Raw genomic sequence first — 12,498 nt, forward strand, 5'->3', positions numbered from 1 at the left:
TTAATATGAAAAAACAATTAATCACCTTATTTGTATTATTGTCAGTAGGATACATATATGCTCAGGTTAAAGTAGATGTAGGTACTCCAACAGATTCGCCTTTTCAATTGGGAAGTAATATTCAAGGTACAATTGAAAATAGTGTAAATCAAGTAACGGGTAAAGTGGTATTTTCATTGCCTATAGCATCTATTGTTGCAAGTTCGGCATCTCATAGCGTAGTATTAACCTATAACGGGCAAGTATCCTTTAAAAATGGGCAACAAACCAACAAGTATAATCCAACCAGTGTTGTAGGCGTAGGCTGGTCTATGAGTAATCCAAAAATTATAGTTGATAACAAAAATACAGGAACCAGAGATGATGATGAATTCTATTTATTAGATGGGGCAACAAATACAAAGTTAATTTGTACCAATAGAGGCACAACAACTAATGGTAGTGTTTGGGAATATGAAATGGAAAAGTACGCTCCCTGGAAGATTAGTTTTTATTACCATAATACTTGGGGAGATTATTGGAAAATTGTTAATGAAAATGGGCTAACATATTATTATGGTAATCCAACAGCTAATGAAGCTAGGGATCACGTAATACGTTATGGTAATTGGATAGGAAGTTCTAAACAGAATGGAGCAACTGCTACACAAACTATACAATGGAATTTATATAAAATAGAAAACCAGTGGGGAAATAATTTGGTGTTTGAATATGATTATGTTACACAAACTATGTCAGGATTGCTACAAACCGAAGCTTCATATCTAAAAAAAATAATATCATCTAATGGTGCAAATATTCAATTAACTTATGGGACGAAAAACGTTGATGAGTTTTATGAACCCCATAAAGAAGCCTCTGAACCTGATGCTTACCAAGAACGTTACGAGAAGAAATATTTACAAAGTGTTTCGAGTTATAATAATGAAAACCAACTGGTGTCAACTTATAATATAGGCTATGTCTTGAATGGAACAGGTTTAAATAAAAAAAGATATTTAACTAGTTTAACACGAATAGTGTATAACAATGGTCAGAATGAAACTTTACCTGAGCAAACATTTGAATATCATTACTCAGGCACTTTTAAAGGAGGGATGAAAAAAATAACCTATCCAACTGGCGGTTCTGTGACCTACAATTATAAAAATAAGTTTTTGTTTAATAACTATGCAAATCAATATGAAGGTGTACCCTTTACACAACCTTCAGGGTATATCTATCACAGTTCATATGTAAATGATAATTACGGATTATTTGTCTATAGAACAGAAAATACTATAATTGGAGATAAATATCGTTTTAAGTTTTTTAGAGTTTGGTGGCATGGAGAAAAATGGGAATGGAATGAATTTACTTTTCCGCATTTAATTCCGGACTACGGTACAGTAAATCAAGGAGGTCGTTTAAAGGATTTTTATGCTGTTTTAGAAGAAGATTTTTATGGGTTTGTTTATGACAAGGGAACAAAAGCAGATGTTTATTTATGGCATTTGGAAAAGGGTGGACGTACTTGGGATTATTATACTACTACCAATGAAAATATTGGAAGTGAGAACCCTAGTTTTGTTTCGGGCGATGAATTTGTTGCTTTACAAAATCACCGAGGAGGAGACCTTTATACTTATGTATGGAATGGATCATATTGGATATATAAGCGAATAAACCAAGGTGCTGGACAATACTACATAGCAGCCACAAATAATTATATTATTTCATTGGATGAAGATGGAGGGGCAGATATGGTCACTAATGCTTCTCATGAGGATAACTACTATATGCATTATTTAGATGCAGAGAAAAAATGGCAAACAAAATCGTGGTCGGCCGCAGCTGATCCGCTAATCTCTGGAATATTTAAAGCGAGTTATTTTTACCCGGACAACTCCATTATTGGTTTTGTGGCAGACCACAATCCAGAGCTGTTTTTACGCTGGGATATGAATTATAATTTGACCAATGTAGATGATGTATTGGGGTCATATAATGATGCACATATTTTACAGCCAGTAAATAATAGTATGTTTACGTTAATTTGGAATTGGGCGATTGAGCCTAAAAAAACAGTCCGATTTAATGGTTTAAATTGGAAAGTTAGTGATTTTATTTCCTCTACAGATTTCGAAAGTGTAAACTTTGGTTTAGATATGATGATTTATAAGAACGAAAGTTCTGATCAGATTATGTACAAGGAATATTCTCCTAATACTAATACTTGGGTGAGTAATAATTTAAATGGGTGCCCTTGGTATTCAGCTTTTAGTATTAATGGAATTAATAATGAGTTATTAATAGCAAGAAATAAAATATTTAAAAGAACATATCAAGGCCCTCCAGTGTTGCCTCTTTTGGAAATAGGCACATTACAATACGATAATGGTTTTACTATGTCTGATGGTATTAGTCATTTTTTTGTAAAAGAAGTAGAAACAATAGATAATGGTGGTTCAGCTTCAACAACTTTCAAAAAAGGGTCTTATTTTTATATTGATAAAAATACAGGGTTACTAGGAAATATTAATTTAGGGTTAAAGTATCATCTACCTTCTAATGGCAATAAACTTGGTGGCTATACTTCATTTATGTCGCCAAAATCAATCTGGTTAAAGCAAGATGCTGGAAATAATTCATTTTATAAATATTTTTATAGAATTATAGACGATAAATTAAACAACGTGATATATGATATTGTAGTGAATCATATAGATGTAAATGATGATAATGGTAGTTTAGGGAAAGTGCAATACACTTATAATAAACCTAAAAATACTCCAGATAATAGTGCAACGTTTTATGGAGAAGTTATTATAGAAAATAAAGGAACGGGTGTAGGGAATATAGGTAAAGTTGTAAAGTTGTTTAATGATGGATCAACAGATCTGACTATGGTAGGTTTGCCAATGGAAGTACTTGCAATAGATTCAAATAACGCTTTAGTGAAAAAAACTACGACCACTTGGCAAAAATTTAAGAAGTATTATAGCAATGGTACTAATACGATTGATCAGGGATATTATATACGACCTAAATCTGAAAAAGAAGAATTGTTTTTTGAAAATAGCCCTAAAATAGTTAATTCTACATCCAACACTTATAATGGCTATGGTTTAAAAACAGGATCTACTACTACCGATAGTAATGGCAAATCTGTAAGGCAAAATATAATCTACGCTTATCAGCAATATAGTTTTGTTAATGATAAGAATATGTTATCATTTCCATATCAAATTACAACTAGAGTTAATAATGTTATTGTTAATGTACAAGAATCTAAATGGATAAATGATAGTGGTAAAGTTTATATTCATGAAAATTGGTCTGGGGCAGGACCATCAATTACTAATCTAAGACTTAATAGTAAAATTTCTAAAGTGGAATCTGCTACTGGAAATGTTTTAGAAAACAATAATGGTAAAGGTCTTTATAATGCAGTATTGTTTGGCTATGACAACTTATATGAAGTAGCTACTATTTCTAATGCGAAGTATCAGGATGTAGTAAATCAATTAGATGTTACATATGCACAATTACAAAACTTGACCGCAACAAACCTAAAAACAGAATTGTTAAAACTATATGATAAGCTGCCCAGTGCAAGCATAAATCTGTCCTTTTACGATAATAACGGAAGGGTTACTAGCCGTATTAATGAACGTCAAGAAGAAGCGTTTGTATATTACGATACGGTAGGTCGAGAAGATTATATTACAGATGCACAGGGCAATGTGCTTGAAAAGAAAAACTATCATTTTAGTAATTAATAATAATCCATAAAAAATCTCAAATAAAAGATAAGAGCTGCTCTTACAAAAAAGTAATTGCTTTTTATCTACTAGTTTCATAGTATACGCTAGTTTGGGTTTTCAACTTGATTTCCGTAAATAATCGACCTCTCTGCTAGCGCTACGTCTTTGACGAGTGCCGTACATGAGTAAGAAAGTAAACAAAAGCTATTCTAATTTTTAGAGTAGCTTTTGTATTTTTAGATATTGTTAAATTGAAAAAAGTGTTGTGGGCACTCGTTTGTACCTTAAACCTACGGATTTAAGGTACAAACGAGTGCTAGCAGGGGTTATTCAGATGTAATATATTTATATAGTCAATATAAAACATCAAATCCTTTTAGTTTATGGTAAGATTATTTTTGTTTTTTTTAATAGGAAGCCTTATGTCTTGTGGAGTGAGGACTGAACATTTGAAAGAAGGTATTATAAAGGTTCCTAAAGATAAGAGCTACTTTGCTCGTAAATTTAGAAATAAGCATAATGTTAAAACCCCAAATGAAGTCGATAGTAAATCTGTTTATCGAGAGATCTTTTTTATTGATAATGGTAGAAAATATGAAAGTAATAAGTTTAAGTATTTTTTATTACTAAGATTTTATGAAAATGGTTGTGTAAATGAATTCATTGTTCCTAGTTTGGAAAAATTAGAAAATATTGATTTAAACCCAGATAGTAAAGGTTACAGGGGTGTTGTATATACTAAAAAAGATAAGTGTTTGGTTTCTTTTTTTGTCCCTGTTTCTCAGACTTATAGATACGGTTTGCTAAATAGTATCATAAACATTAAAGGGGATACTCTATTTTTAAAATATAAAAATGAAGATTACATCAGTGTGTATATTAAAGATAGCCTTTCAGATAAAAATCTAAAATATAAAGCGAATTGGTAATTCATAAAATTAAATACACTTTCAACATTGTTTAAAAATATTAATTATGAAAAAACAATTAATCTCTGCTAACGCTCGACTATGTAGATTACCGTTTCGATATTGAAATATAGAAAAATAAAGAGTCCCTTACAACGCAGTTTTTGAAACTCTAAGCACTTTTCTTTTTCTTAAGTAATCAGGGAAATCGTGCATTTCTTTATATACCGAAAGATTGATGATATTGCCATTATTAGTTAAAATAAAACGGTCTTGGCATGATTTACAAATGAGCTCTGAGGTTTCATCATTTATTTTGTCTACGTGTATATAGTTATGTCCAAATATGGAACAGAATCTATTTATAGGTTTTTCGTAGGTCATTACTGTGGGAAATTTAGGGTCGCAAAGATCAGAAAAAATCAGACAATATAGATTAAATAACTTTTTTTTCGACGAAAAACAAGGTTTTATATTACTTTAGAATATAACCATCTAATTAATAGTTAAATAAAACTTTGGAATAGTATTGTTTATGTTTCTTTAAAGTATTTATTGGATACTTTACTAATTTGAAAAAGCTGGATTATTTATGAATTCATAATCCGAAAGCGATAATAAAAAAGCTTTTAAATCAGCTTTATCCTTATCAGAAAGCTTTACCCCACCTTGGGCTACTTTTTTCATTAAAGGATCGATAGTTGGGGAATCTTGTAAGCCTTCACTATAATGGTTTATAACTTCTTCAAGTGTAGCAAACCGACCATCATGCATATAAGGCGCAGTAAATGCTAGATTGCGCAGTGAGGGCGTTTTAAACTTACCATTGTCGGCAGGGTCTCCGCTTACTTCGCCTAAGCCTAAATCGGTAAGGGTGGCATCCAGACCATTGTTGTGAAAGATATTATCTGTCCATAATGGGTTTTTGTCACTGCCATGACAATGGAAACAATCACCCTTGGCTTCATCCATAAAAACATTAAAACCGTTAAGTTCTTCTGGTGTTAAAGTTGCTTCATCTAAAAGGTGTTTGTCGAATTTTGAATTGGAAGAAATTAAAGTACGTTCAAATTGAGCAATGGCATCGGTTACCAAAGAAGAATCTATGGTTGAGGTGCCAAATGCCTTTTCGAATAAACCGGGATATTCAGAATGCTGTTGCAATTTTTCTTCTACCTGAGCCCAAGTGTTGTGCATTTCCAAAGGATCAGTTACCGGTTGAAATGCTTGGTGTTCTAAACTAAATACCCTGCCGTCCCAAAAGAATTTTTCATCGTAATTCCAGGCAAGATTAAATAGGGGCATAGAATTGCGTGTACCAAGGAAACCATCGATTCCTTCGCTGAACCGATCGGCATCAGAAAACGCATTTTCCGAGGCATGACAATCAGCACACGATTGTGTGTTATCTGCTGACAACATAGGGTCAAAAAACAATTTTTTGCCTAAAGCGATACCTTCAACAGTTTGCGGATTATTAGAAGGGATTACTGGAGCAAGTATGTTTTCTTGAAAAAGCTGTGGAATTTGCAACGGACTTGGACTAGGTACATACCTGTCTATATTTTCATCTGAGCATGATACACAAATGAAAAAAAACAAGACGCCATATAAAATCCATTTTGTCACTTTATTGATTAACTGTGTTTAAACTAAAAGCATTTTGTCCGTTTTGAAACATCATCATCTGAGCATTAAAATTTGCCATGAGGAACGTATTTAAAGCGCTTAAATCCCATGTGTTTGGATTTTTAAACCATTCGGCAATATTCATGTCAATCTCAAAAGTAGCGTTGTTTGTTATGGTAATTGGGCCCAGATCAACTTCAATAAAAGTACTTTCAAATACCGGTGTTGCACCGGAATTATCTACTGCTCCAATAACATGGTAAGCATAACCACTGGTTTGGGTAGCTGTATTGTCAATAAACTTGCCTTCCAGTTGCATAAAATGATAACCGCCTCCCATCATAGCAGGAACATTCCATAAAGCCGTGTTTAAATCGGTATAATTGCCATTATAATTGTCGTCGTTATTAAAACCAAAAGTAAAAGATACTTTGCTATAATCCCCAACAGGGACAGTAGTAGTTGGCGCAAAAGAAAGATTTGAGTCATTAGTAACATCAACTAAATTATAACCGTTAAGAACAAAGGTTTCTCCATCCGGTTTGTGAAATGTTATGTTCGAAATAAGGTATCTTAATTTTTTAATACTTAATTGTTCTCCATGAGCATTGGTATATTTTATGTCATCGAAATCGGCATTTGTAACAGATTCGCCATCCCAATTATGATTAAAATTAAAAGTAATTATAGCTTGAAAAACATTATCGTCGTTATCTGTATTGCAGGACAATAATGTCGTTAAACTAAAAATTAACACGAGGAGTTTTCTTTGCATTTTCTTATTTCATTTTAAAGATTAATAAATCTGTAAAGCCTCTATTTTCTAAAATATCAATATCAGGGCTATTGGATTCTCCAACAACAATAACACTTTTATCGTTAAGTTCAGCAGCATCATAAGCAAAATCGATATCGGAACCTCCAATAGTCTTTTGCCATTCTAAATTTCCATTATCGTTAATTTTTACAATCCAGGCATCATTTTGTCCGTTGTTATTTATAATGTCACCGTCGGTACTTCTGGAACTTCCAGAGATAATAAATCCGTTATCCTGGGTTTTAGAAATAGAACGTCCTACATCAAAACTACTTCCACCTATGGTTTTCTCCCAGATTAATCCACCAGACGGATTTATTTTAATAATCCATAAATCGGCAGCACCGTTGTTATTAGAAACGTCCAAATCATGACTTCTAGTGTCTCCAACTATAATATAATTACCATCGGATGATTTTGAAATAGCTCGGGCTTCATCTGTTTGAGAGCCTCCAAAAGACTTTTCCCAAACCAGATCGCCTATGCTGGATATTTTAATAACCCAAAAATCATAAGACCCTTTGTTGTTTGTTATATCTACATCATCACTATCGGATGATCCTACAATAATATAACCAAGATCTTCTGTTTGAACAACATCGTATGGCGTATCTGTAAAAGTCCCTCCAAAGAACCGACTCCATTGTTTTTCACCAGAAGGGTTGAGTTTAATCGCCCAATAATCTCCACCGGCATGTCTTTTTGATGATAAGGATTTACTGTTTCCCTCGCCATTGGAGGCAGTAACATCTAAAACACCAGTTAAGAGATAACCGCCATCGTTGGTTTGAATGATTGAAATACCGTTGTCTGTTCCAGAAAAGCCAAAGGATTTTTCCCAGATGATGCTTCCGGTAGCATCTAGTTTAGAAACCCAAAAATCGTTAAACCCATTATTTTCGGTCACATTGCCATCATTACTTTTACTGTAGCCTAAAATGGCAAACCCTCCATCTGATGTTTGAATGATATCTTGACCGCGATCATCATCACTGCCACCATAGGTTTTTTGCCATTGTAAAACATCGTTCTGATCGTATTTTAACAACCAATAATCAAAAGAGTCATTTTGTTTGTTGGTAACATCACCATCGTTACTTTGTGCATATCCTAAGATGGCGTAACCACTATCCAAAGTTTTAATAACAGATTGGGCGCTTTCATTTTTAGTGCCACCAAGGGTTTTTACAAAACCTACCTCTTTCTTGGTAACATTAAATATGTCGTCTGAGGCGTTGTCGTTATTAGAGCAACTGCAAAAGAGGCTAATAATTAGTCCTAAAACAATGTTTGTTCTTACGATTTGCATGGCGGTTTATTGATTTTTTAGGGGTTTGTACCCTGAGACCTGTAGCGTTCTTTTTTTGAATTTTAAAGTTTATTTTTTAGAGTTTAATAGCTTGTAAACTTCTTGTAAAGGGGTTTATTAAGAACCTCTTTTTTTAATAACAAATAACCCTTTTTGAGTATCACTAACAATAATATTACCACTTGGAAGGTATGGATAAACATTCCATACACCATTAAAACTTGTGTCGTTATCTTCTGGACGGGTATCAAAGTAACCCACTTCCGTCATAACGCTGCTTGCAATTTGAGAAATGTCTATAATTCGTACTCCGGCACTATAACTTGCCTGATAAAAGGTATCGTCTTTAACATACCCATTATGATCTATTGCTGCAGTAGGACCTAGATAATCCATATGAAAACTGGGTGCATCCAAATCGGAAAAATCAAAAACGATGGTGCGTGTATTGATACCAATATCTCTTTCGTCGGTTTCGTCACCTAAAATAAAATAGTTAAGGTTTTTTGTAAACCAGCCTTGATGGGTGTAGCCTACGTTAGTATAACTTATATCCGAAATCTTTATGGGGTTGGATTTGTCGGTTACATCGGCAATAACAACTTCATCTTCATTACTTCCAATTAATATTTCTCGTCCTGTATAATCTGTGTCCGGACCATTATAAGTAACCACTTGGGCGTCGTGTGAATAACCACCTGCACTAAAACCATTTTCGGAAACTGGAGTCGTTGGATTTTGAATATTTACGAACATGGGGCCTCCGGAAAACGTATTTGAGCCTACAATATAGGCATAACCACTATCCTCATTAATCACGATATTATGAGCACTTCCAAACTCAGTAAAATGAGCATCAGTCGTAAATGTTTCGGGTGGATTTGCAACATCTCTTAAACGTGTTAAATCAAAAACCTGCATCCCATGATTTCCGGCATTATCTGCAACAATAAAGGCATGGTCTTTATACACTTTTACATCACGCCATGGCGAGCTAGTCGTAGCTGTTGGTAGATTACCCAGGTAAATTGGGTTTGTTGTATCTGTAATGTCTACAAAAGACACATTAATGTTTGTTGCTATTAAAGCATATTCTTTATCGGTAGTGGAGTCTACCCAACCCCAGGAATCGTTTCCGGCCGATGCTCCAAAAGTGTTTAACGACATGTGTACCATTAAATCGTAACCACTACATGGGTAAACATCTGCTAAACCATTTTCGCAAGAAGCTAATGCATCTGCGTTGCCTGTATCGTTTGCTAGTAAGGGTTCATTGTTATTACTTGCACAAGACTGTATAATTAAAAAAGATAAACAGCCTAAAATAGATAGTGTAAATAAACGAATACTCTTATTAAAGTAATTCATATTAGCAATTTTTAATTAATCTTTTTCAAAGTATGAAATTTGTTTGAATTTCTTGGTATTTAGTTAAAACGAATTCTGTATCAGACATATTGCTTATCGTATTTAATATTAAAAGTTTATTCATTTATATGGTTAAGCTTCTTATTTTTGCGCTATGATAGAAGATAAAAACCAACAGAGGACTCAATTAAGTGATTTAGGTGAATTTGGACTTATAGACCACCTAACCAAGAATTTTAAAATTAGTCAGAAGTCAACCGTTAAAAGTATAGGAGACGATGCGGCTGTTTTGGATTTTAAAAATGAAAAAATTGTTATTACTACCGATTTACTTGTTGAAGGGGTTCATTTCGATTTAAGCTATGTGCCTTTAAAGCATTTGGGGTATAAGGCAGTTGTTGTTAACCTGTCTGATGTGTATGCCATGAACGCTAATGCTACACAAGTTACAGTATCTATTGCGGTTTCGAATAGGTTCCCGTTGGAAGCTTTGGAAGAGTTATATGCCGGGATAGAAACGGCAGCAAAGATTTATAATATTGATGTTGTTGGTGGAGATACTACATCGTCTACAACGGGATTGTTGATTTCGGTTACGGCTATTGGAACTATTGAAAGCGATGATGAGGTTTATAGAGATGGTGCTAAATCTAGTGACTTATTGGTGGTTACTGGAGATTTGGGAGCTGCTTATATGGGGCTACAAATACTTGAACGAGAAAAAGAGGTATATAAGGTGAACCCTAATAATCAACCAGATTTAGATGGCTATTCTTATATAATAGAGCGTCAATTAAAGCCAGAAGCCCGAAAGGATATTATTAAACTATTGAAAGATCTTAATGTAAAACCGTCTTCAATGATCGATGTAAGTGATGGCTTGTCTTCAGAAATTATGCATTTATGTAAGCAAAGTAACGTAGGGTGCGATTTGTATGAAGAAAAAATTCCTTTAGACCCTCAGGTTATTTCAACATGTGAGGAGTTTAATATTGATAGTACTACGGTTGCGTTAAATGGTGGCGAAGATTACGAATTATTGTTTACTATTTCTCAAGAGGATTATTCTAAAATAAAAGCAAATCCTAATCTTACGGTAATTGGTTATATGAAAGAGGCACAGGAAGGTATTCATTTAGTAACGAGAGCCGATACTAAAATACCTATTAAAGCCCAAGGATGGAAAAATTTTAATGCTTAAAAACTAATAAATTTTCAACATTTATGGTTGAGGGTAGTTCGTCGATAGATTTTACTTTATGCTTAATGTGAATGTATTCCAATCCATCATCGTTTACATCTGAACTTTGCTGCACGGTCGATCTCATATGCCGTTTCATATGAATGTGTTCCAACAGATCATTTATTTCTTTAAATTTAGGCGTGAGCTCGGTTAAGTAGCCATTTTCGTTGGTAGTGAGTTGTTTTTTGCAGTGTTTGCAAGTATACTCTTTTACATGGTATGTCACATCTCGTGTTACTTGGAAATCGTGTCCAAATACCTTGCAATGAATGTTTTTCATTTACAAAATCAGATTAATTAGTTAGAGTCTATTAATGTATTAAAAAACATTTAACCATTTACTAGTAAATCGACGAAGCGAGCGTTTTCTTCTTTAAACGTTCCACTCTTGAGGTATGAATGCGTTCTAGAATCGTGTTTATTTCTTTAAACTTTGGAGTAAGCTCAATTAAATAACCATTACTGTTTGTCGTTAGTTGTTTTTTGCAATGAGAGCACGTGTATTCTTTAATATGATATGTAACTTTTTTAGTTACCTGATAATCATGGCCAAAGAAGCTGCAATACATTTTTGGGATAAATGTAGGTTTGTTAGTAGGTTTAATCATGGTATTGAATTTAAGAGCAATAAATCTAAAATAAAAAATCCAATAAAACGATAAAATGCTACATATTTTCGATGAAATGCATTATACTTTGTAAAGAATCGCTTTCGTTTTCAATGAAACTCATGTGGCCATCAGGGAATTCCACTAACTTTACATCACTATTTTTTGCTTGCGAAATTAAGGCATCGTAATCTAGTACCGGATCTCTTTTACTAACGATAAGCATTTTTTTAAAAGGTGTAAAATGAAGAAGTACTTCTCTATCTTCCCTAATTTTCATGCCTTCAAGAGCTGCTACAATACCCTGTAATGGTGTTTTTAAGGCTTCCTTTTTTAACAGCTTAATCTTTTCCGAAAAAATGGTTCTGTTCTTTGGCCTGAATAAGTTAGAAATACCCATTCTAATAAACGCTTTATGGTTTTGTTTAACAGCTACAATAGCTCGGTCTCTATTTTTTTTCTTTTCGGGAGAATCTGCACTTGCAGTAGAATTCATAAGGCATAAACCTTTTAATGCATCCGGATTCTTTTCAGCGAAAGCTAGGGATACATAACCACCCATTGAGTGTCCGATAAATGTAGATCGTCGAATTTTTAAATGTTTTAAAACGGCTTCAACCATTTCTGCCATGAGTTCCATAGTATGGATATAACCTAAACAATCGGTTTTTCCATGACCAAGAAGGTCGATGCAGATCACCCTATTTTTTTTTGATAATGTTGGAATAAAAGCATCCCACATTGTCGAGTTTTCTAAAAAACCATGAAGCAAGACAATGGCGTTCCCTTTTCCTTTGTCGGTATAAAAAATGTTTATTCCTTTGTGCTCTAAAATCATTTTTGTTAAATCTTATACAAAGATAATTTTGT

The 12,498-nt window shown here is 33.5% G+C and carries 11 protein-coding genes; 3 read left to right on the forward strand and 8 right to left on the reverse strand.

Annotated elements, in window-relative coordinates; genetic code table 11:
- Positions 1-5: 5 nt before the first annotated feature.
- Both C1H87_RS14290 and C1H87_RS14295 read left to right on the forward strand, forming a co-directional pair.
- Entirely contained in the window at positions 6-3,761 is a 3,756-nt protein-coding gene (locus C1H87_RS14290; RefSeq protein ID WP_102756463.1) for a hypothetical protein, read from the forward strand.
- Positions 3,762-4,129: 368 nt separating this feature from the next.
- A complete protein-coding gene (locus tag C1H87_RS14295; RefSeq protein ID WP_102756464.1) occupies positions 4,130-4,675 on the forward strand; it encodes a hypothetical protein in 546 nt (181 codons plus the stop codon).
- Between the two features lie 129 nt (positions 4,676-4,804).
- Here C1H87_RS14295 and C1H87_RS23340 read toward each other — a convergent pair whose 3' ends face one another.
- The 5 genes from C1H87_RS23340 to C1H87_RS14315 form a co-directional block, all read right to left on the reverse strand.
- Positions 4,805-5,038, reverse strand: coding sequence for a hypothetical protein (locus tag C1H87_RS23340; RefSeq protein WP_158655230.1), 234 nt, complete (start codon positions 5,036-5,038; stop codon positions 4,805-4,807).
- A 183-nt stretch (positions 5,039-5,221) separates the two neighbouring features.
- On the reverse strand, positions 5,222-6,283 hold the full coding sequence (locus tag C1H87_RS14300) for a cytochrome-c peroxidase (RefSeq protein WP_102756465.1): 1,062 nt from the start codon (positions 6,281-6,283) through the stop codon (positions 5,222-5,224).
- A gap of 1 nt (position 6,284) precedes the next feature.
- The gene (locus C1H87_RS14305; RefSeq protein ID WP_102756466.1) at positions 6,285-7,058 is read right to left on the reverse strand and encodes an MbnP family protein; all 774 of its coding nucleotides are present in this window, start codon (positions 7,056-7,058) and stop codon (positions 6,285-6,287) included.
- A gap of 4 nt (positions 7,059-7,062) precedes the next feature.
- Complete coding sequence (locus tag C1H87_RS14310; protein WP_102756467.1) at positions 7,063-8,409, reverse strand: hypothetical protein; 1,347 nt, start codon at positions 8,407-8,409, stop codon at positions 7,063-7,065.
- Positions 8,410-8,526: 117 nt separating this feature from the next.
- The gene (locus C1H87_RS14315) at positions 8,527-9,777 is read right to left on the reverse strand and encodes a choice-of-anchor B family protein (protein WP_102756468.1); all 1,251 of its coding nucleotides are present in this window, start codon (positions 9,775-9,777) and stop codon (positions 8,527-8,529) included.
- Between the two features lie 154 nt (positions 9,778-9,931).
- Here C1H87_RS14315 and thiL point away from each other — a divergent pair, with 154 nt between their 5' ends.
- On the forward strand, positions 9,932-10,978 hold the full coding sequence (gene thiL, locus C1H87_RS14320; protein WP_102756469.1) for a thiamine-phosphate kinase: 1,047 nt from the start codon (positions 9,932-9,934) through the stop codon (positions 10,976-10,978).
- On the opposite strand, the gene C1H87_RS23695 is transcribed toward thiL, so the two are convergent.
- The 3 genes from C1H87_RS23695 to C1H87_RS14335 all read right to left on the reverse strand — a co-directional run bounded on the left by C1H87_RS23695 (position 10,968) and on the right by C1H87_RS14335 (position 12,466).
- A complete protein-coding gene (locus C1H87_RS23695) occupies positions 10,968-11,300 on the reverse strand; it encodes an LIM domain-containing protein (RefSeq protein WP_317048170.1) in 333 nt (110 codons plus the stop codon). The two genes, thiL and C1H87_RS23695, sit on opposite strands and share 11 nt — an antisense overlap.
- A gap of 61 nt (positions 11,301-11,361) precedes the next feature.
- Positions 11,362-11,628 carry an LIM domain-containing protein gene (locus C1H87_RS14330; protein ID WP_102756470.1) on the reverse strand — a complete coding sequence of 89 codons (267 nt, stop codon included), beginning with the start codon at positions 11,626-11,628 and terminating at the stop codon, positions 11,362-11,364.
- Between the two features lie 58 nt (positions 11,629-11,686).
- Positions 11,687-12,466: an alpha/beta fold hydrolase gene (locus tag C1H87_RS14335; RefSeq protein WP_102756471.1), complete on the reverse strand. Its 780-nt coding sequence runs from the start codon at positions 12,464-12,466 to the stop codon at positions 11,687-11,689.
- Positions 12,467-12,498: the final 32 nt, after the last annotated feature.

It is taken from the genome of Flavivirga eckloniae, assembly GCF_002886045.1.
In the GTDB taxonomy this organism is placed as follows: domain Bacteria; phylum Bacteroidota; class Bacteroidia; order Flavobacteriales; family Flavobacteriaceae; genus Flavivirga; species Flavivirga eckloniae.

Excerpts from the sequence above, each read along its gene's own strand:
- C1H87_RS14290 (WP_102756463.1), top strand. The coding sequence starts at position 6 with ATGAAAAAACAATTAATCACCTTATTTGTATTATTGTCAGTAGGATAC.
- C1H87_RS14295 (WP_102756464.1), top strand. The coding sequence starts at position 4,130 with ATGGTAAGATTATTTTTGTTTTTTTTAATAGGAAGCCTTATGTCTTGT.
- C1H87_RS14310 (WP_102756467.1), bottom strand. The coding sequence starts at position 8,409 with ATGCAAATCGTAAGAACAAACATTGTTTTAGGACTAATTATTAGCCTC.
- C1H87_RS23695 (WP_317048170.1), bottom strand. The coding sequence starts at position 11,300 with ATGAAAAACATTCATTGCAAGGTATTTGGACACGATTTCCAAGTAACA.
- C1H87_RS14330 (WP_102756470.1), bottom strand. The coding sequence starts at position 11,628 with ATGATTAAACCTACTAACAAACCTACATTTATCCCAAAAATGTATTGC.
- C1H87_RS14305 (WP_102756466.1), bottom strand. The coding sequence starts at position 7,058 with ATGCAAAGAAAACTCCTCGTGTTAATTTTTAGTTTAACGACATTATTG.
- C1H87_RS23340 (WP_158655230.1), bottom strand. The coding sequence starts at position 5,038 with ATGACCTACGAAAAACCTATAAATAGATTCTGTTCCATATTTGGACAT.
- thiL (WP_102756469.1), top strand. The coding sequence starts at position 9,932 with ATGATAGAAGATAAAAACCAACAGAGGACTCAATTAAGTGATTTAGGT.
- C1H87_RS14315 (WP_102756468.1), bottom strand. The coding sequence starts at position 9,777 with ATGAATTACTTTAATAAGAGTATTCGTTTATTTACACTATCTATTTTA.
- C1H87_RS14335 (WP_102756471.1), bottom strand. The coding sequence starts at position 12,466 with ATGATTTTAGAGCACAAAGGAATAAACATTTTTTATACCGACAAAGGA.